The 19977-nt window shown below is 49.1% G+C and carries 16 protein-coding genes; 5 read left to right on the top strand and 11 right to left on the bottom strand.

The genetic code is table 11. The features are described 5' to 3' along the window. Positions 1-5: 5 nt before the first annotated feature. From DWY93_RS16995 to DWY93_RS00065, 5 genes are all read right to left on the bottom strand, one after another. Entirely contained in the window at positions 6-2282 is a 2277-nt protein-coding gene (locus tag DWY93_RS16995; RefSeq protein WP_181968456.1) for an acyl-CoA reductase, read from the bottom strand. Continuing rightward, positions 2272-2943: an MBL fold metallo-hydrolase gene (locus DWY93_RS00080; protein WP_117468970.1), complete on the bottom strand. Its 672-nt coding sequence runs from the start codon at positions 2941-2943 to the stop codon at positions 2272-2274. The genes DWY93_RS16995 and DWY93_RS00080 overlap by 11 nt, the downstream gene beginning before the upstream one ends. Further along, entirely contained in the window at positions 2936-3220 is a 285-nt protein-coding gene (locus tag DWY93_RS00075; RefSeq protein ID WP_347465563.1) for an acyl carrier protein, read from the bottom strand. The genes DWY93_RS00080 and DWY93_RS00075 overlap by 8 nt, the downstream gene beginning before the upstream one ends. A gap of 70 nt (positions 3221-3290) precedes the next feature. Then, positions 3291-4046 carry a MaoC family dehydratase gene (locus DWY93_RS00070; protein WP_117468969.1) on the bottom strand — a complete coding sequence of 252 codons (756 nt, stop codon included), beginning with the start codon at positions 4044-4046 and terminating at the stop codon, positions 3291-3293. Then, positions 4043-4339 (bottom strand): NifU family protein, encoded by a 297-nt coding sequence (locus tag DWY93_RS00065; protein ID WP_117468968.1) that lies wholly within the window; start codon positions 4337-4339, stop codon positions 4043-4045. The genes DWY93_RS00070 and DWY93_RS00065 overlap by 4 nt, the downstream gene beginning before the upstream one ends. 662 nt (positions 4340-5001) lie before the next feature. Here DWY93_RS00065 and DWY93_RS00055 point away from each other — a divergent pair. The 5 genes from DWY93_RS00055 (at position 5002) to DWY93_RS00035 (ending at position 11770) form a co-directional block, all read left to right on the top strand. Then, a complete protein-coding gene (locus tag DWY93_RS00055; protein ID WP_117469287.1) occupies positions 5002-6453 on the top strand; it encodes a 4-hydroxyphenylacetate 3-hydroxylase family protein in 1452 nt (483 codons plus the stop codon). An 18-nt stretch (positions 6454-6471) separates the two neighbouring features. Continuing rightward, positions 6472-7782 carry an acetyl-CoA hydrolase/transferase C-terminal domain-containing protein gene (locus tag DWY93_RS00050; RefSeq protein WP_117468966.1) on the top strand — a complete coding sequence of 437 codons (1311 nt, stop codon included), beginning with the start codon at positions 6472-6474 and terminating at the stop codon, positions 7780-7782. A 138-nt stretch (positions 7783-7920) separates the two neighbouring features. Continuing rightward, a complete protein-coding gene (locus DWY93_RS00045) occupies positions 7921-9291 on the top strand; it encodes a hypothetical protein (protein ID WP_117468965.1) in 1371 nt (456 codons plus the stop codon). 276 nt (positions 9292-9567) lie between these two features. After that, positions 9568-10971 (top strand): sigma 54-interacting transcriptional regulator, encoded by a 1404-nt coding sequence (locus tag DWY93_RS00040; RefSeq protein WP_117468964.1) that lies wholly within the window; start codon positions 9568-9570, stop codon positions 10969-10971. Between the two features lie 136 nt (positions 10972-11107). Then, the gene (locus DWY93_RS00035; protein ID WP_117468963.1) at positions 11108-11770 is read left to right on the top strand and encodes an AroM family protein; all 663 of its coding nucleotides are present in this window, start codon (positions 11108-11110) and stop codon (positions 11768-11770) included. A 312-nt stretch (positions 11771-12082) separates the two neighbouring features. Here DWY93_RS00035 and DWY93_RS00030 read toward each other — a convergent pair whose 3' ends face one another. The 6 genes from DWY93_RS00030 to DWY93_RS00005 form a co-directional block, all read right to left on the bottom strand. Beyond that, positions 12083-13261 carry a ribose-phosphate pyrophosphokinase gene (locus tag DWY93_RS00030; protein ID WP_015552943.1) on the bottom strand — a complete coding sequence of 393 codons (1179 nt, stop codon included), beginning with the start codon at positions 13259-13261 and terminating at the stop codon, positions 12083-12085. 211 nt (positions 13262-13472) lie between these two features. Beyond that, positions 13473-14471, bottom strand: coding sequence for an ATP-binding protein (locus DWY93_RS00025; RefSeq protein ID WP_117468962.1), 999 nt, complete (start codon positions 14469-14471; stop codon positions 13473-13475). 113 nt (positions 14472-14584) lie between these two features. Further along, positions 14585-15712 (bottom strand): DnaD domain protein, encoded by a 1128-nt coding sequence (locus DWY93_RS00020; RefSeq protein WP_117469286.1) that lies wholly within the window; start codon positions 15710-15712, stop codon positions 14585-14587. 405 nt (positions 15713-16117) lie between these two features. Beyond that, positions 16118-17500, bottom strand: a complete 1383-nt coding sequence (gene murC, locus DWY93_RS00015) for a UDP-N-acetylmuramate--L-alanine ligase (RefSeq protein ID WP_117468961.1) — start codon at positions 17498-17500, stop codon at positions 16118-16120. 434 nt (positions 17501-17934) lie between these two features. Continuing rightward, a complete protein-coding gene (locus DWY93_RS00010) occupies positions 17935-18438 on the bottom strand; it encodes a QueT transporter family protein (RefSeq protein WP_015552939.1) in 504 nt (167 codons plus the stop codon). A 280-nt stretch (positions 18439-18718) separates the two neighbouring features. Further along, entirely contained in the window at positions 18719-19888 is a 1170-nt protein-coding gene (locus DWY93_RS00005; protein ID WP_117468960.1) for a site-specific integrase, read from the bottom strand. Positions 19889-19977: the final 89 nt, after the last annotated feature.

Below are 19977 nucleotides of genomic sequence, written 5' to 3'. Positions count from 1 at the left end.
CTGCCCTACCGGATCGTCCGGGACAGAAGTTGGATCATGTCCTTTCCGTCCCAAACCAGATCCATCCATAGTGTCTGCCCCACAGGGACGATCTGATGGGTACCGCGAAGCCTGTGATGCAGAACACATTCACGGAGTTCCTGCTTCTCCACGCCGAAATACACCAGGGCCTGTGTTTTTTCGGACACGGCAGAGATCCATTCTTCTCCGTTTTTCATATGATATTCCAGAAAGCTTCCAAACCGCATCCTTTGTTCCGAGGCTGTTCCGGGGATATCCTTCATTTCCGTGACATAAAGTCTGTTCTCGAATTTTCTGACCTTCACGATCCGCGCCCCGCCTGCTGCCAGCTCCCACAGATCACCATATTTCACGCTGACCTTGTGCTCTGTGAGCCCATACCGCTTCGCAGTCTGGGCAAGCGCCTGCCAGAAGCGCCCGGCCGCCGCTTCTCCCGTCTTTGGACAGCTCTCCCTCCAGAATACTGCCCGAGGACACGCGCAGGCGTTCTGATCCATGCTGAAGGTATCGTTGTAAAAATGCATTGCCGTCTCTGCCAGCCCCTCTTCCGACAGGGCAAGAACGGCATCCGCGTCAAACACAGCTATGGACGCGCGGTCCGGAAAAACGACCTCCGACGCTGACGGGCCGATCGGAATCTTCCGGATCTCTTCCACAGTCATATCACCGCCCCAGATCACCCGGCCGTCACACTCTCTGCTGAATTTCTCCGTTGTCTCCCGGTTTTCCCTCCCGTATGTGACGATGGAGATCCGTCGTTTCAGAACTTGAAATTCCGGCAGTCCCAAAAGCTCATCGATCAGCTCACAGACCTTTTCGCTTTCCGTGTTTCTTCGCGCCGACACCCGCACCCGGCAGGAATTTCCTGCCAGCAATCCAATCGCCATCGTGTATACAAACAGAAGCGGAACATTCGATGGTGCAATATGAAATGTTTGTCCCAGCCCAAGCCGGAAACCACTGTTTTCATACCGCTTTTTATAGCTTTCGAGGTTGGAACGCCTGAGCCAGAATCCGAGAGAACGCATTTCCTCTCCGGACAACATTCTCGGAAGTTCCCGGATCCGCTCTGAGAGTGCCGATAGAAACTCCATGGTGGTCTCCTCAAACGGAATTTCCGGTACTGATGTGATCTCCATCTCACCTGCTAAAAGAGTGACCGCCTCATTCTCCCCACGAAGCTCTTTTCCTGTCTCAAACGTATCGCTGCAGCCCCGGATTTCCGCCTTTGGGATCCTGCCCGTGATCTTAATATATTTTCCTTTTCTTCCGCATGGGCAGTCATCCTCTCCAACGATCATGCCCTTATCTTCCGTCAGCACCGAATGGCCCGGATAGGACCAGGCCATCGGTGTCAGGACCTGGATCACGCCTTCTGTTCCATTTTTGCAACAGGAAAAGTCTTCCATATTTCGGATCAGAACATCCGAATAGCTACTCACATGCAGATGACCGCACTCGCATTCCATGTAGATGCAGCCGGTCTGCTCCGCCATTCCGTAGTAATTCCGTACATCGAGGATCCCGCAGACTTCCCGGAGTCCGTCCCGGAATTTCTCTGCGGACACCGCCTCCTTCGTCAGCTTCTTCCAGCCGCCGCCATGGATCAGGAAACCATGTTCCAGATGAAGCCTGTGACCCGATCTTTTCAACGGCTCATAAAAATATTTCCAGACCATATAGGTAAACCCAAACACAAGGACCGGTCCGTCACCGGCCTTCTCAAGAAATGCCTCCACAGTCTCAAGATCCAGAGACATATCTTCCTTCAGCGCGTAACAGCGTTTTGACCCGAAGATCGAAAATCCCAGAATCCCGGCTCCCCTCGCTGAAAACAGCGCCCGGTCCCGCAGGACATTCGGCGCGTCGATGATCAGCATCGGAATCCGCTTTTCCCCGATAAAATCGGCCATGATCCGCTGCAGTGTCTGCTGCTGCCAGGCTGCGGTCCGCTCATCCAGAACGATCTTTGAGGTCTTCTGTCCCGTAGTCCCAGAAGAGGTCACCGTCTTAAACACAGCTCCTGTGGGAACGCTTCGAAGCTCCATCTCCTTAAACATGGATACCGGAACCATGGGAATTTCTTCTTCTCTCCGTTGGCTTCCCGACACATCCCCCAGCGCACTGCAGCACCGGTCATAGATCAGGCACCGGTTTCTGTGGCTGTCTGTCAGCTCACTGAGCATATCCGCGTAGATTTTTTTCTTCTCCTCCGCTCCCAGCTCATAGGGGCCGCGTTTTAAAAGCTCTTCATAATTCATGAAATTCCCTCACCTCCCTGTTCATCCGGAACGGCTCTCCGTGTCCCGGAAAGATCCATGTCCCATCCGGAATCGTTTTCAGCCAGGGTTTCGCATATTTTTCATATGCGTCCCCATCTCCTCCCGGCAGCCTCGTAACGACCCTGTCCCCAGGAAGAAGATAGTCCCCGCAAAAGATATATCCGTCATATCGGATCACCATACTCCCGGGGGTATGCCCCGGAAGCGGGATCAGCTCCAGCTGCCTTGTTGCAAATTTGCAACAGATCTGGTCCGTAAATGTCAGATCCGCCTTCCGGCACTGAAACGGCGGATAATGTACAAATTTCTTTTCCCCGCTTTTAAAGTACAAAAATGTCTCCATCATGCGGGACATATTTCTCGTCTGGTTCCCGATTCCCGCGCTGCAGGCTTCCGTTGCCGCCACTGTCACCGGATATGTCCTCCGGAGTTCATTTAATCCGCCGATGTGGTCACAATGTTCATGGGTCAGAAGGACCAGCCCTGGCATCAGGCCCAATTTCTGCAGCAGTTCCCGGATCGCTGTAAAATCGTTCGGATCGATGATCATACATTTGTCCTCTTCCCGGATCACATAGCAGTTGCTCTCCGTCACCGGTTCCACGATCCGGAAGATCCGGTCCGGATATGGATTATTCAATCGTTACCCCGTAGCGCCCAAGAACTTCTTTTCCCTTTTCATAGGACGTGAAGTCCAGAACATCCGGTGTATCCATATGAATATCAAACGCCTCTTCCAGCTCCCCTACGAGATCCATATGTCCGATCGAATCCCAGAGCGGAATTCCGCGGTACTTTAAGCCCGGAAGCTCCTCCTCTGTCTTGTGAAACATTCCGATAAAAATTTTGTTGTATTTTTCAAGATTTGTCATTGTATTTGCCCTCGCTTGATTCTTTATATTTTTGATCTCTGCCATGAAATATCTCTTGTCTCATTGCATCAAAAAGATTGTGCCTTTTGTGTAACAGGGAATTCCTCGGAATTTCCTAATTACATAAAAACAGCTCCTTCGACATGAACTGTCTGCATTCTGCCCATACCACCGTCTCATGATCCTGGTTTTCACACACTCCGGAAAACGTCCCGATGTAACCGTCCTCCCGTTCCTTACAGGCTGTAAATGTCACCCTTGCGGTGATCATATCCCCGTAAAAAACAGGCTTCAAAAACCGCACCTGCTCTTCGATAAAGACAGTCCCCTCACCCGGAAGCTTCGTGCCCATCACCGTTGAGATCAGGCTTGCCGCCAGAACACCGTGAACCACCGGCTTTCCGTAAGGCGTTTTTTTCGCGAATTCCGCATCCGTGTGAAGTCTGCTGTAATCTCCGGTGAGCGCTGCAAACCTGTCCACGTCATCCTTAAAGAAAGTCTTTGTAACCTCTGCCGTGTCACCGATGCGAACATGGATTCTACTGTCTGTCTCTTCTTCCGGCACCGCGTCTTTTCTGCCGCAAACTTCCGCGTTCTTTTTCGCTTCCCTGTCCTGCTCCAGATACATCTTTACCTCAGAAAAGCTCCGCTCCGTCGGGAGAAGAAACAGCTTTTTCTTTGGTGCAAGCCCATCCACTGACGCACAGGCCCGGACGCAGCCGCAGACAACAAGTCCGATCTCGCATTCTTTCATGTCCCCGGCTGCAAAGTCAAACTCATGTTCCAGATATTGTTCCTGCAGGCGTTTTACCTGCCGTCCCCTGTTGTATACAGGATTGCAGCCGCCACAGTATTTGATGCCGATCCTCATATGCGTTCCTGCGCTTCATGGTTATGGTTCAGAAGCTTTCTCGCGAAATCCAGAAGCTCCGGGCTGATCTCATTGACGAGAACAACCTCCTTCACCTCCGGGATCTCTTTCTGGACCTCTGCCGCAATCAGTTCCTCCGTTGTCAGTCTCGCTGACGGACATCCGGAACAGTGTCCGGTCAGGCGGATCTTTAAAACTCCATCTGCGTACTCTACGATCTGCACGTCGCCCTCATGGGATAACAGCGCCGGACGGACCTTCTTTTCCAATACTTCATCGATTCTTTCTATCATTGTGATACCTCCTGATCTGCCCTCGAAAGACCGGGGTCTTTTTCGTTGTTCCGAATCCGGAACACACACAGCGCTCCGAATTCTTTGTCCTTAGTTATGAGCAATTTTTATGCCAATCACCTCGGTTTTCAGGGAACCGGATCGTCCGTCCACGAACTGCCCGGTTTTCAGGCCTTTCATCCGCGTGCCATATTCCATTTTTCTTTATCTCAGTGATTCTCATTCCATATCCCGGTGCCTTTCTGTTGCGTTTTTGCAACAAATGACAATTTATTTCATTTATGCAACAGATTTTTCCGGAAATCGGGGAGAAAATCCCTGTTCTGGTCCCGGATCTCCGGTTACTTCCGTCAGGATTCTGTTCGATCATATTTCATTTCCTTTTTTATTTTTATTTCCTGTCATTCTTTTCTTCCTTAATATATTCTTTCTGGCTATCTCCCGAAAAAATAAATTTCCCAAAAATCTCCCTCCCGTTTTTGTAACTTTGGCACATGGATTGCTTTATAGTAGGTCAGTTCCGAAAACGGAACACAAGAGCTTATGAATTCCAAAAAGGACCTGCAAACCAGAAGTCCTTCGGATGTATAGCAGCTACTCACAAAAACTTATCAGGAAAGGATGCAGCCGCAACGAAAATGACTGCGAAGGGAACATGTGTTATGGCATTAATGACAGGCGAACAGTATGTAGAGAGCATGAGAAAATTGAATCTTCAGGTTTATATGTTTGGTAAGAAGATCGAAAATCCAGTTGACGATCCGATCCTCCGTCCGTCCTTAAACTCTGTAAAAGCAACCTACGATCTGGCTCAGGATCCGGAGTACGCAGACTTAATGGCTGCAAAATCCATTCTTACAGGTGAGACCATCAACCGTTTCACACATATCCATCAGAGCACCGATGACCTGATCAAGAAGGTTAAAATGCAGAGACTCTGTGGACAGAAGACCGCAGCCTGTTTCCAGCGCTGTGTCGGCATGGACGCGTTCAACGCCGTTTACAGCACAACCTATGAGACAGATGAAAAGTACGGAACACATTACCATGAGAACTTCAAGAAATTCCTCCAGTACGTTCAGGAGCATGACTACACCGTTGACGGCGCTATGACAGACCCGAAGGGTGACCGTTCCCTTCCGCCGCACTTACAGGCAGATCCGGATCTTTACTTAAGAGTCGTTGAGAGAAGACCGGACGGAATCGTTGTCCGCGGCGCGAAAGCTCACCAGACAGGTTTCGTAAACTCTCACGAGGTTATCGTAATGCCGACACAGGCGATGGGCGAGGACGACAAGGACTACGCAGTTGCATTCGCAGTTCCGACAGACGCAAAGGGCATCTTCATGATCGTCGGCCGTCAGTCCTGTGATACAAGAAAGCTTGAAGGCAGCGAGATCGATGTAGGAAACTCCCAGTTCGGCGGAACAGAGGCTCTCGTAATCTTCGATGATGTATTCGTACCGAATGACCGTATCTTCTTAAACGGCGAGAATGAGTTCGCAGGTGTTCTGGTTGAGCGTTTCGCAGGCTACCACAGACAATCCTACGGCGGATGTAAGGTTGGTGTCGGTGATGTCCTGATCGGTGCTGCAGCTGTTGCCGCAGACTTCAACGGTGCTCAGAAGGCATCCCATATCAAGGACAAGCTCATTGAGATGACTCACTTAAATGAGACCCTTTACTGCTGTGGTATCGCATGCTCCGCAGAGGGCCGTCCGACAAAATCCGGCAACTACCTGATCGACCTTCTTCTCGCAAACGTCTGCAAACAGAATGTTACAAGATTCCCGTACGAGATCGCTCGTCTTGCAGAGGATATCGCCGGTGGTCTTATGGTTACCGCACCGTCCGAGAAAGACTTAAAGGATCCATTCCTGGGCAAGTATGTTGACAAATATTTCCGCGGTGTAAACGCTGTTTCCACAGAAAACCGTCTCCGCATCATGAGACTCATCGAGAACCTGACTCTTGGCGCAGCCGCTGTCGGATACCGCACAGAATCCATGCACGGCGCAGGTTCCCCGCAGGCACAGAGAATCATGATCTCCCGTCAGGGCAACCTCGCAATGAAGAAGAAACTTGCGAAAGATATCGCAAAAATCACAGAATAATAACGGGAGGTATCTTCCATGAGTTGGGAAAACGAATATAAATCTAAGCTCACCACTGCCGAAAAGGCAGTGGAGCTTATTAAATCCGGCAACCGCGTTGTGATCGGTCATGCCTGCGCAGAGCCGTCCTATCTGGTAGACGCAATGGTTGCAAATGCTGAAAGCTACCACGATGTAGAGATCGTCCACATGGTCGCTATGGGAAAAGCCGGTTATGCACAGCCGGGAATGGAATCCCATTTCCGCCACAACGCTCTTTTCGTTGGCGGCACTACAAGAAAGGCAGTCGCAGAGGGCCGCGGTGACTATACTCCGTGCTTCTTCTACCGCATTCCATCATTATTTACAAACGGAAGTCTCCCGGTCGATGTAGCGCTCGTTCAGGCTACTCCGCCGGATGAAAACGGAAACATGAGTCTCGGAATTTCCATCGACTACACACTTCCTGCAGCAAGAGCCGCAAAAAGCGTAATCGTTCAGGTAAACCATGAGCTCCCGAGAACCGGCGGTGACAGCTGCATCAATGTATCAGATACGAATATCGCTGCGATCGTGGAGCATGATGCCCCGATCATTGAACTCGCTCCGCCGAAGATCGGCGATGTGGAGCGCGCCATCGGCGCAAACTGCGCATCCCTGATCCATGACGGTGATACCCTTCAGCTTGGGATCGGCGCAATTCCGGACGCTGTTCTTCTCTTCTTAACAGAAAAGAAAGACCTCGGCATCCACTCTGAGATGTTCTCCGACGGCGTTGTGGAACTGGTTGAAAAAGGTGTTATCACGAACGCAAAGAAAAAGACCCATGTCGGCAAGTTTGTCGCAAACTTCTTAATGGGTACAAAGAGACTTTACGATTTCGTCAACAACAATCCGGATGTTGAGATGTATCCGGTTGATTATGTAAACAATCCGGTCGTTGTCATGAAGGAAGACAACATTGTCTCCATCAACTCCTGCGTCCAGATCGACCTGATGGGACAGGCCGCTTCCGAGACTATCGGATATACCCAGATCTCCGGTGTCGGAGGTCAGGTAGATTTCGTCCGCGGTGCTGCCATGGCAAAGAATGGCCGTTCCATTCTCGCCTTCCCGTCCACAGCCGCGAAGGGAACCGTTTCCAAGATTGTTCCGCTGCTTGACGAAGGCGCAGCCGTTACAACCTCCAGAAATGACGTGGATTACGTCATCACGGAATATGGTATAGCAAAATTGTCCGGAAAGACCTTAAAACAGCGTGCGCATGCTCTGATCGAGATCGCCCACCCGAATTTCCGCGACGAATTAAAGAAAGTTTACGAGGAGCGGTTCCACTGTTCCTATGAGTAAACGGCGAACTCCCTGCCGTTAGTCCGGTGCCCTCGGGATACGGCAGGATGAACCATCAGTCCTGTACCGGTCTTTCAGTTTCTGATCGTCTTCCGGTACGGGACTGCACTTCCATAATGTATGATAGGAGTTACACATATGGCCTTACATCGTGAAAATGGCAAAGAACAGCCCTTTATTCCGGCCGGTCCATTTAAGATCCGGATCCCGTTTATCCATTATCGCTGGGAAATTTCCGAATGTCTCCAGGCGATCTTAATGTGTGCGACCTGTCTCGGTGCGATTCCGGTTCTTCAGGAGCTCTTAGGTGTTCCTTACGAAGTCGCATGGAGCATGGTCATTATCAACGGTTTCTTCTACAATCTCCACTCCCTGTTAGGTGACCCGGTCGTTCCCGGATGGATCACCCCGGCGATCCCGCTTGTCACCGCTTTTTTAACGCTCACAGAGCAGGGACCTGAGCGTGTCCAGACTATGATCGCCTTACAGCTCGTTGTCGGACTGATCTTCCTCTTCATGGGAATCACCGGTCTTGCAAGTAAGATCATCGGTGCGATCCCGAATGCAATCAAATCCGGAATTCTCCTCGGCGCAGGCTTCTCTGCGATCATGGGTGAATTCAAAGCAGGCGGACGTGCCGGTCTTTATCCTGTAACCGTTCTCGTCGGTTCCATCTTTGCATACTTCCTTCTCTTCTCTCTTTTATTTAAGAAGATGAAGGCAAAAAATAAACTCTGGTACATGGTCGGCAACTTCGGCATGCTGCCGGCGGTCATCGTAGCCGTGATCGTAGGACCTCTCTCCGGTGAGCTTCCGGCACCGAATCTGGTTCTTGGTTCAATTATCAAGATTCCGGATTTCGCAATCATCTGGAATACCTTAAGCCCGTTCGCGATCGGTTTCCCGAGCATCGGAAAGATCATTTCCACGATTCCGACAGCCATCGCTGTTTATATCATCGCATTCGGCGATTTCGTTTCCAGTGAGCAGCTGATCCGCAGCGCTGAGGAAGTCCGTACCGATGAGCACATCGACTTCAACGCGAACCGTTCCAACATCATCAGCGCGATCAGAAACATCATTCAGGCGTTTATCTGCCCGTATCCGAGCCTTTGCGGTCCGCTCTGGGCAGCCGTTACAGCCGCTGTTTCCGAACGTTACAAAGACGGCAGAAAAGCAATGGATTCCATTTTCAGCGGAGTCGGTACCTTCCGTTGGTCCACCTTCATCTGTGTTGCCCTTGTTCCGGTTGCGTCTTTTGTACAGCCGATCCTTCCGGCAGCTTTGTCTCTGACTCTTATCGTGCAGGGCTTTGTCTGCTGCCAGATCGGACTCAGCATGATCCACACAGATTCCGAGCGCGGACTCGCCGGTGTTATGGCAGCTGTTCTCGCGATCAAAGGCGCAAGCTGGGGACTCGCAGTCGGCGTTATCCTCTACGTTCTGATCTACGGACATTTCAAGAGCGTTGAGGTTCCGGAAAAAGCATTAAACACACAGACAGAATAAAATCTCCTTTTATAGTTGAAATATTGAAATAACCTCCAATACCCCCTTTTCCCCGGCAGACCACCCACAGGTCTGCCGGTTTTGTGTTGTCATACCCTCAAACACGCATCAGTCAACACCTGGTTTTCGGAGTGTAAAGACCATGCTAAGAACATGCTCAGTTACTTTTTTAAGAACTGCCATGAGTTTCTGTATAGATATTTATTTAACAATATGGTACAATGAAGGTTGGAATTTTCCAATCGATACTGATCAAATTAGGTAGGGGAATTACATATGGGATACACAAAAACAAATGAAGCAGTGTTCAGCAATGAATTGCTGGACACGGTAATTGAGCATTCCTTTGACGGGATCTACATCACGGACGGTCAGGCAACTACCCTGAAAGTAAACCGCTCCTATCTTACGATCTCCGGACTGAAGGTGTCCGAGGTATTAGGCGTCAACATGAGGGAGCTTGTAAAAAATGGAACGATCTCCGCTTCCGGAACGCTGATGGCGATGGAGCAGAAGCGGCCGATCACGATCCAGCAGGAATTTAAGACCGGAAAACGGGCGCTTATCACAAGCAGTCCAATCTTTAACAATAAGAATGAGATCGTTCTGGTGATCACGAACGTGCGCGACATCACTGAGCTCTACCACCTGAAGGAAGAGGCCACACATCTGAAAACCGAGGGAAATCTTCTGAGGGAAGAGCTTTTAAGAATCCGAACGAGCCACCGGAATCAATGCAGTATGGTGGTGGAGGACTCCAGAACCGAAAAGGTCCTATCCATGATCGACCGGGTAGCGCCCCTTGATACAACCGTGATCCTGTTCGGCGAAACCGGAGTCGGAAAAGAAGTCTTTGCGAAATATATTTATCAGCACAGCGCCAGAAAAAATAAACCGTTTATCAAAGTAAACTGTGGCGCGATCCCTGCCAATCTGGTAGAAAGTGAGTTATTTGGATATGAAAAAGGTGCATTCACGGGAGCTGACAAAAATGGAAAAATGGGTCTGTTCGAGCTGGCGAACACCGGAACGATCTTCCTCGACGAGGTAGGAGAACTGCCCCTCGATATGCAGGTAAAACTTCTGCGCGTCTTACAGGAGCAGGAATTTGAGCGGATCGGCGGAAGAAAGCCGGTAAAAGTGGATGTCCGGGTCCTTGCCGCTACAAACCGTGATCTCGAGGAGATGGTAAAGCAGAAGACGTTCCGCCAGGATCTCTATTACCGTCTGATGATCTTCCCGGTCCATATCCCGCCGCTCAGGGAACGTCCGGATGACATTCTTCCATTGGCGCAGCTCTTTTTACAGACTTTAAACCGAAAATATGATTTTAAAAAATACCTCTCCCCTCTTTCCGCCAAGATGATGCAGGACTACAGCTGGCCCGGAAATATCCGTGAGCTCAGAAACATTATTGAGCGGGCTGTCATCATCAGCAACGAGGATGAGATCGGTCCCGATGCTCTCCACTTATTCACAGTAGAAGATCGCCCGGAGACAAAGTCCAGAGTCCTCGACCCTGTAAAGGACTTAAAAACCGCTATGGAAGAGCTGGAACTGGAATATATCAACCATGCCTACGAAAAGTACGGAAACGTCCGTGAGGCCGCAGAGAGCCTCGGAATGACACCGTCAACGTTCGTTCGGAAGAGACAGAAATATACAAAAAATGTGGATTGATAGATGGGAAGCACAATGTTTATCTGGCTTTGAGCCAACAGATGTGATATATTGATGATATCTGAACAAAGGTAGCATATACATGTGGACTGTCACTGACAGCCCTCAAACCAATGATTCTGAAAGGGGTATCACTATGAAAAAAATCGGCGCGATTACTGTCGGCCAGTCTCCCAGAGTTGACCTGATTCCTGAGATCCAGCCCATCCTTGGAGACTCGGTTGAGATCATTCAGGCCGGAGCACTGGACGGACTTTCAAAGGAAGAGATCGCAAAGTTTGTTCCGCGTCCCGGTGAAAATGTCCTTGTGTCGAGACTTACAGACGGAACCTCAGCGACATTCGGAGAATCCTACATTCTTCCCCGCCTGCAGCTTTGCATTGACGATCTCGAACAGCAGGGTGTTTCCCTGATTCTTTTCCTCTGCACCGGAGAATTTCCGGCTGAATTTCGCTCCAATGTCCCCCTGATCTTCCCTGACCATATCTTAAAGGGACTGATCCCGGCCATCGGCGTGAAAAATCTGTCTGTCATCATTCCTACAAAGGAACAGGAGGCACAGATGCCCGGAAAATGGAAAGACTGCTGTGACTCTCTCCACGTGACCTCTGTATCCCCATACGGTGATCCTCTCGCTGTTTTTGCAGCCGCAAAGGAGATCCCCGCCGATACAGATCTGATCCTTTTAGACTGCATCGGATACACCATCGAAATGAAGGAGCGCATCCAGGCTCTGACCCAAAAACCAGTCCTTCTTTCCCGTACACTCGTAGCACGGGTGATTCGTGAATTAGTCTAATGTTTTTTCCCCTGGCAGTTTTTCCCACTTCATTTTCCAAGGGATTTTCAGCATCTCCTATTTCCAATACTATTCCGGTTATCGGGCCAAAACAGCCGAATATCCTGGCATCTCAAGGCGCTGCCTGCAATATAAGATCAAAGAGTACCCTATCTCATCGCAATGTCACTATGATGAAAGCTGAATCTTTCACAAGAGTTCCAGAAATAAAGAAGTGCCTGTCCTTCTCCGGAAAATTTCCGTTAAAGGACAGGCATTCTTATATGGTCACATAATTTCTAATTCACTGCGGTTCGTTCGCTGCCAATATTCTTATCTCTCCCCGGCGCGGTACTTCGCCAACAGGCGGTTGATCCTTCCTGTCGGGTTTAAGAGATCGCTCAAGGATGCGTCGTGGTTTAAGTTGTCGATGATAAGAGCAATGTACTTACTCATGTCAACATTGATATAGTACGGTTTTGAGAGCAGCTCCGGTGTCTGGTAAACAAGATTCGTCGTCAGGACGCGGTCGATGATGCCATTCTCGTAGTACTCATCAAATTTCTTTAATCCGCCTGTAAAGAGACCGAATGTCGTGCAGATGAAGACCTTTCTTGCCTTCATTCTCTTTAACTCTTTTGCGGTGTCGAGCATGCTCTCGCCGGAGGAGATCATATCGTCAACGATGATCACGTCCTTGCCCTCCACGCTTGCGCCGAGGAACTCATGGGCAACGATCGGGTTGCGGCCGTTGATGATCTTTGTGTAATCACGTCTCTTGTAGAACATACCGAGATCCAGTCCGAGAACGTTTGCGAAGAAGACTGCGCGTCCCATACCGCCTTCATCCGGGCTGATGACCATCATGTGGTCACTGTCGATCTCAAGTTCCTTCTCGTTCTTTAACAGGTATTTGATAAACTGGTAGATCGGCTGTACCGTCTCAAAGCCCTTTAATGGGATCGCATTCTGAACGCGCGGATCATGCGCATCGAACGTAATGATGTTCTCAACGCCCATGTCGACGAGCTCGCGGAGCGCCATCGCGCAGTCTAAGGACTCACGACCCGTTCTCTTGTGCTGGCGGCTCTCATAGAGGAACGGCATGATCACATTGATCCTTCTGCCCTTTCCGCCTACGGCTGCGATCACGCGCTTTAAGTCCTGATAGTGGTCATCCGGAGACATGTGGTTCTTTAAGCCGTTCATCGTGTATGTCATATTATAATTGCAGACATCTACCATAATATAGAGGTCATCACCGCGGACAGACTCTGTCAGCTCTCCCTTTGCCTCACCAGAGCCGAAACGCGGAGTCTTTGCGCCGATAATATAGGAATCTCTCTGGTATCCAGCAAAAGCGATCGTGGTCTTGTGCTCACTCTCTCTTTCTTTTCTCCACTCGACCAGCCAGGCATCTACCTTCTTACCCAGATCCTCACAGCTTTTCAGCGGAATCAGACCTAATGGTCCAACCGGTATTGTCTCAATCTGCTTTTCTTCGTACAGCATTCCTGTTCCTCCCTGTTTTTTCTACTCATTATTTGATATTTTTATCCGCTGCTCTCCGGTCAGCCTGTTCTTCACGGCATTTACCCGGTTCCCCATTTTTGCAGCGTACATACATTTCATTTATAACACCATCCACCCGCTCCGTCAACCGGATTTCCGGCCGTCTCCGACAGGATTTTCCTTTTTTCTCCGGCCACCCCGGCACGTTTTATTATCCTCTGCGCATAAATCCTCTGCGCACGAGACGGATGTCATCCCCGATCAGTGGTATGATCTTATACCGGCTCATGATCCTTGAGGTCACGCGCTCCGTGAACGTGTCCTGAAGCTCGCCAAGTGTCAGGTTTGTGGAGATGATCGTTCCCTTATTTCGATTTAGCCGCTCATTGACGCAGTAAAACATCTGGGATGCCGTGAATGTATTGATCAATTCTGTTCCGAGATCGTCGATGATCAGGAGGTCACAATCCAGAATATAGGATGCCCGGTCCTTCGCCTCATCGTCATCGCCTCCATTGAAACGGCTTCCTGCCAGAATGTCGAACATATCCGTTGCCGTGAGATAGACCACAGAAAAATATCTTCGGATCAGCTCCCGCGCGATGCAGTTGCTCAGAAATGTCTTTCCGCAGCCAGTATTTCCGGTAAACAGGATGCTTCCTTTCTCATTTTTGAATTTTTCCACATATTCCCTACATTCCCTGATCACCTTGGACATATAGTCGTAGACAGTCATCCCTGTCTTTTCGTCCACATGATCTCTGTCATAGTATGCCATGGAAAGTGTGTCGAAATTCTCCCGTTCCAGAACTTCGCGGATATTCGACTGGTCATACAGGATCTCGATCTCCATGTGCTTGAAGCAGTGGCATTTTTTTCCGTCCGCGTATCCCGTATCCTTACAGTCCGGGCAGACATACTGGAGTTCCAGGTAGTTTGCTGGGTATCCGTTCTGTTTTAAGTAGATCGCTTTCTGCTCTTTTAAAAATTCCGCGTCTTTTTTCAACTGATCCGCCGCCGCGCGGTCACCGGCGAGGATCTTTCTCGCCGCCTGAGCCATAGTCGCCGCGATCTCATCGGACAGTGCCTCTACCTGTGGGACTTTCTCGTACACTTCCGCGATCCGCTTATCCTGCTCGCGCTTGTCCTGAAACTGTCTCTGATTGTAGACACGCATGATCGCGTCGTACTGGGAATTACTGAGTGCCATCCGCACTGCCTCCTTTTATCCTGCATTTTTTACGAGGTTCCATTCAGAGAACTTATTCCCCCGTACACAATAACTCTTACGGTCCATGCATCAAGGTGCGGACCGGCTGGCCGTTATTTTCTGTTCTTTATGTCTTCCCAGACATAATCATCGTAATTGTAGGACCGCTGTTCAAAGTTGTTGAACCGGTTCGTCGATGTGTTCCGGGTCTGTCTCGATGCCGTGCCGGATTTCTTCGCCTGTTTCTCCTGACGGCGTTTATCTAAGGTCTCAACGTCCTGTAAGGTCCGCACGCCGTTTTCCTTCCAGCCTGTGAGGATCTTGTCTGCGTATGGAAAGCTTGCCGTTCCTGTGGCTGTGAGCGTCCTGTTGCATGCCTCCGTGACGATCGCAGCGTCGAAGCCGAACTCCTTGAACCAGCGGCGCATAAACTCCTGCTCCGCGGTTCCGGCGTTCCGGCCCATGATGCCGAAGGCTTTCATGACAGCGGAGGTGTCTTTTGAGTATCTCGTGGAGTGCTCTCTCGCCTCGTCGCGGGTATGGATCCCGGCCTGATACCAGTTCAGCGCCACTTTTTCTATGTAACGGATGCTGGTGTGGCCGCCCTCAGCGCAGTATTCCGCCAGGTATTCCAGAAGCTCGCAGGACATGTGGAGAACGTCATAGAAATAGGCGAATTTCTCGCACTCGATGGCGCTGAACGTCTTTCCGAGGTACTGTTGGACCGCGTAGAGGAGAGCAGAGAATTCTTCATCTGCCGACAGACGCTTCATGCGGTCGTAGCTGTTGCCGGCGTCCGGGATATCCGGGGTTCCGGATTGCTGCTTCGCCATGCCGCGGTCGCTGCTCTGCGGCTGTTTTCCGTTGTCCGCCATAGTCTCTTCCGGCATTCTTCCCTCCACATCAGTATCCCCGTAATTTCTCCGTGATTCCGGTGCCATGTATCCGGTGTCTGTCATGTTTTCTCTCGTAACCGCAGATTCACTCACCACCGTTTCCTCTTTCTCCGGTGCAAGCACACCGGCGCGCTCCCAGTATGCCAGGGCACGGCGGACATCGGCCTCTGTGTGGTTCAAAGCGTCCGCGATATCCGGGATCTCCACGCTTTCCCCGGCGTGGCGCAGAAGATATAAGTACACCTTTACATATTCTCCGCTGGCTGTCCCCATGTATTCGTCAATAAATGTATTGGAAACGGCGGTCACTGCCGCATTTATGTTATTTTTGTAGCCTAAACCCATTCTTTTTTCACCCTTTATGTTCACGTTCCATTTCAAATCTGCCTGATATATCCGCCTTCTGCCCTATCGGTCGTTCTCTCCATCGGCCACTTACGTCTCACATTTTCAGTTTTCCGGGCAGCACCGCACTTTCCGGCACACTCGTTATCTCTTCTCATCTTGAAATATCATAACATACCCCCACAAAAAATGAAATAGCCGGAATTATCCACTGCGCTGATTGTGGATAATGTGGATAACGTGGATAAATGCGTTACATAATTATCAATGAAACTCGAAAAATTCCCGTTTTTCCTTATTTTCCCCTACTTTCCGGCATTTTCAAATTTACAGTTATGTAAATCAAAAAATCCACAGGGTATTCAACAGGATTCTGTTGAAAACTCTGTGGATAATGTGGATAACTTACTGTCCAAGGAGCTTTTCGCCCACTTTTACAATATCTCCGGCCCCCATAGTTATCAACAGGTCGCCGTTGACACAATTTTCAAGAAGAAATGTCTCGATCGCATCGAAACTCGGGAAATAGTGGGTATCCGTCCCCAGCGCAGCGATCTTTTCCGCCAATGTCTCAGAGCTGATTCCCAGATTGTCCGTCTCCCGGGCTGCATAGATGTCCGCGAGAACAACATGGTCCGCTGTGGATAACGCCTTCGCAAAGTCCTCCATCAGCGCCTTGGTTCTCGTATATGTATGCGGCTGGAAGACGCACCAGATCTCACGGTGTGGGTAATTTTTCGCCGCTGCCAGAGTTGCCGCGATCTCCTGCGGATGATGCGCGTAGTCATCAATGACGGTCACGCCGCCGATCATGCCTTTTTTCTCGAATCTGCGGTGTGTGCCCGTAAATTTTAAGAGTCCGTTCCTGACCCCCTCGCCGCGGATTCCCAGCTCATGAGCCGCCGCGATGGCCGCCAGGGAATTATATACATTGTGGATTCCCGGAACGCCCAGTGTAATTGTATCAATTGCTTTTCCGTCTTCTAAAAGTGTGTATGTCGCGCAGGCGTTCTCGTTGAATGTCACGTCCGCGGCGCTGTAATGGCTCTTTGCCGGGTCACTTCCGACGGTGATCACCTTGATCGGAAGTCCGTCGCAGATCTCCTTATAGTCGCGGATATCGCTGTTGATGATCAGGACACCGTTTGCCGGGAGAAGCTCCGCAAATTTCCGGAAGGAATGGCGGATATCTTCGATGTCTTTGAAGAAATCGAGATGATCTGCTTCTATATTTAATATGATCTCCATGTTCGGGAAGAAGGACAGGAAGCTGTTTGTATACTCACAGGCCTCTGTCACGAAGAGCTCCGGACCGCCGACACGGATGTTGCCGCCGATAGAGTCCAGCATTCCTCCGACAGAGATCGTCGGGTTCTTCTTCTCGTCCATAAGGATCTCCGTCAGCATGGAGGTCGTCGTTGTCTTTCCGTGGGTACCGGATACGGCGATGGATTTCTCATAGTTTTTCATGAGCTGTCCGAGAAGCTCTGCTCTGGAAAGGATCGGCAGATTCTTCGCCGCTGCCGCCGCGTACTCCGGGTTATCCGGGTGGACTGCCGCTGTATATACAACAGCGTCGATATCGTCAGTAATGTTCTCCGCCCGCTGCCCGTAGACGACCTTTGCGCCGTGGGCGGTGAGCTTATCGGTGAGCTCGGATTCATGGGCATCGGAGCCGCTTACTGTGAATCCTCTCTCCAGCAGGATCTCAGCCAGTCCGCTCATGCTGATTCCGCCGATTCCGATAAAGTGAATGTGTTCTGGTTTATTAAAATCGATATGATACATCGTTGTCTCCTTTCGGATGTTTGATCTCTATTTTAAATGTTTTACACTGTATACATTTAAGCACGTATAAAATATGTGTTTAAATATACACAGTCTTTTACACATGATATCACAAAAATTAAAGAAAATCCATCCTCGAGGGAAAATTAACATGCGGCGAAATTCACGCAGATCTTTTCTTTTCTGTGCAGTACTTTCTATATAAAAAGGGCGTGTGAAAAAACGAGAAATCATTTGATCCTTCTTTTTTATAGGCTATGTTTTTTCACAGCCCCTCGCGCGGTCACTTGCGACAATCTACATCTTCGCGCGAGTGCTCATCTTTGGCACGTTAGTGCCTTTTTATGGAACAGGGAATTTCTCGAAATTTCCTGTTCCATAAAAAATCCCGCATCTACTGGATTTTTCATCCAACAGATACGGGATCACTAATTTTACGCTGCAGCTTTTCCAAAAATTACATGCTGATACCGGATCAGAACGGATAACAGGATCTGACCAAGAATACCGATAGCCAGGATCTCTCCGATTCCGACTGTGATCGTGGAAAACCAGATCATGTCCTCAGAACCGTATGCGAAGCGGAGCACCCACGGAACAATGATCATGTTCGCGAGGATTGGCGGAACAGATACCAGATAGCGGTTTTTCCGGAGCAGGTAAGAACCTACCGCACCGATCAGGGTCGCAATACTTCCAAAGATCACATCGAGAGCCGCCGCGCCGCCAAGAAAGTTGGCAAGCAGGCATCCGATAAAGAGTCCCGGAATTGCCGCCGGGGTAAAGTACGGAAGTACGCAGAGAAGCTCAGAGATCCGAAACTGGATCGGTCCAAAGCTGATCGGCAGGAACACCATCGTCAGCACCACATAGATCGCCGCGATAGCCGCCCCGTATACAAGTGTTAGTACCGGGCTGTTTGTTGCGTTGTTTTTCATATTCAGTTTCTCCTTTAGTTTTGTTTTAGGTGTGGAAGGTCTCGAACACACCGGTCATTGCTACAAATTTCCTTATAAATAAAGGCTTTTTGCGACCTTGGGGATTCACTGTTTGCTAAAGTAAAATGCCTGTTACACAATTTTTACACAGTTTCTGTTTTTATTGCCTCATTTTCCGTGAACTTTCTGAGTCAGCACACATTTGACCATGCAACCAAGATTCCCTTTAAGCCCATAGATTATACCATCTTTCAACAGCAATCGCAATACTTTTAGCAACTTATGCTTCCTTTTCAAAAATCTGTTCCATTTTCTCCATCTCCTTTACTTTCGTATCTGGTAACACATGCGAATATAAATCAGCAGTCATTGAAAATGTTGCGTGTCCCAAAATACACTGCATGCTCTTAAGTTCAATTCCACACTCTAAGCCGCGTGTAGCAAACGTATGCCGTAATGTGTGAAATGTAAATACTGGAATATCAATTCCCTCTTCCTGCATATTTTTCATGCATCGTTTTAAATCAGCAGTTACTCTATCACGAGTTACTGGTCTTCCTTCATTCGTCGTAAATACGAGATCTTCTAGCCCTTCCAATGGTTTCCACAACGCTCCAGCTAACTTTTTTGTCTCTTCCTGTTTTTCTCTTTGGCGTATTAGCATATCACAACATACTCCCAGCATCGGAATTGTTCTTCTCGATGTCTTTGTCTTAGGTGTATCCCTGTAATGACCATGACTTTTTATGTATTTGATGGTTCCTGTTACATGAACTTCCCTCTTTTCAAAGTCTATGTCTGCCCATGTCAGGCCTCTGACTTCTCCGTTCCTCATTCCAGTACACAAGGCCAACTGATATAATTCATAGAAGGGACTATGCTCTTTCGCATATTCTAAAAATGCCTTCTGCTGTTCCATACTTAATACCACTTTTTCTTTTCTCTCCTTTCCATTAGACAGCGTAGATAATGCCACTACATTCTCTTTTAACATTCCCAATTTTACGGCTTGCTTAAACATCCCGGATAAAATCGCAGCTACAATTTTAATAGTCCCCTTAGCAAGACCTTTGTTCGACATCACGTTGTAAATTTTTTCTATATGCTCTATACGAACACTGGTCAACCGTTTTTTTCCTATTATCGGTTTGATCTGACCATTATAATTATTCGTATAATTTTCTATCGTTCCTGCCTTTACTCTGGGTTTTTTGTACTTTTCAATCCATTCATCAAACCATCCCTGCACTGTGATTTTGCTTGGCGTTCTATACATTCCATGTGTTACTTCATAACGTAGATCTTCCAGTTTTTTCTCTACGACCTTTAAATTCGGATCATAGATTGCAGGATATGTCTCCCCTTCATACTGGAACCTTCCCATATACAATCCGTCTTTTCTTTGAACTATGCCTTTGGGCAACTTTTTTCCTTTCTGATCGTATGCCATAAAACACGCCGAGCGGGTCTCTCTTTTGAAACCCGCTCTTCTTCCTCCCCCTGTGTGTTAGGATAGTTGTCAGTGAAAGATAATTACAT

It is taken from the genome of Clostridium sp. AF28-12 (genome assembly GCF_003435225.1).
GTDB classification, from domain to species: Bacteria; Bacillota; Clostridia; order Lachnospirales; family Lachnospiraceae; genus Pilosibacter; species Pilosibacter fragilis.
This window is presented reverse-complemented; position numbering and strand designations above follow the sequence as displayed.

What these genes read in the sequence shown, in the direction of transcription:
- DWY93_RS00070 (WP_117468969.1), bottom strand. Translation starts at nt 4,046, where the DNA reads ATGAGGATCGGCATCAAATACTGTGGCGGCTGCAATCCTGTATACAAC.
- DWY93_RS00050 (WP_117468966.1), top strand. Translation starts at nt 6,472, where the DNA reads ATGAGTTGGGAAAACGAATATAAATCTAAGCTCACCACTGCCGAAAAG.
- DWY93_RS16995 (WP_181968456.1), bottom strand. Translation starts at nt 2,282, where the DNA reads ATGAATTATGAAGAGCTTTTAAAACGCGGCCCCTATGAGCTGGGAGCG.
- DWY93_RS00040 (WP_117468964.1), top strand. Translation starts at nt 9,568, where the DNA reads ATGGGATACACAAAAACAAATGAAGCAGTGTTCAGCAATGAATTGCTG.
- DWY93_RS00005 (WP_117468960.1), bottom strand. Translation starts at nt 19,888, where the DNA reads ATGGCATACGATCAGAAAGGAAAAAAGTTGCCCAAAGGCATAGTTCAA.
- DWY93_RS00030 (WP_015552943.1), bottom strand. Translation starts at nt 13,261, where the DNA reads ATGCTGTACGAAGAAAAGCAGATTGAGACAATACCGGTTGGACCATTA.
- DWY93_RS00065 (WP_117468968.1), bottom strand. Translation starts at nt 4,339, where the DNA reads ATGATAGAAAGAATCGATGAAGTATTGGAAAAGAAGGTCCGTCCGGCG.
- murC (WP_117468961.1), bottom strand. Translation starts at nt 17,500, where the DNA reads ATGTATCATATCGATTTTAATAAACCAGAACACATTCACTTTATCGGA.
- DWY93_RS00035 (WP_117468963.1), top strand. Translation starts at nt 11,108, where the DNA reads ATGAAAAAAATCGGCGCGATTACTGTCGGCCAGTCTCCCAGAGTTGAC.
- DWY93_RS00010 (WP_015552939.1), bottom strand. Translation starts at nt 18,438, where the DNA reads ATGAAAAACAACGCAACAAACAGCCCGGTACTAACACTTGTATACGGG.
- DWY93_RS00055 (WP_117469287.1), top strand. Translation starts at nt 5,002, where the DNA reads ATGGCATTAATGACAGGCGAACAGTATGTAGAGAGCATGAGAAAATTG.
- DWY93_RS00045 (WP_117468965.1), top strand. Translation starts at nt 7,921, where the DNA reads ATGGCCTTACATCGTGAAAATGGCAAAGAACAGCCCTTTATTCCGGCC.
- DWY93_RS00025 (WP_117468962.1), bottom strand. Translation starts at nt 14,471, where the DNA reads ATGGCACTCAGTAATTCCCAGTACGACGCGATCATGCGTGTCTACAAT.
- DWY93_RS00075 (WP_347465563.1), bottom strand. Translation starts at nt 3,220, where the DNA reads ATGGCAGAGATCAAAAATATAAAGAATCAAGCGAGGGCAAATACAATG.
- DWY93_RS00020 (WP_117469286.1), bottom strand. Translation starts at nt 15,712, where the DNA reads ATGGGTTTAGGCTACAAAAATAACATAAATGCGGCAGTGACCGCCGTT.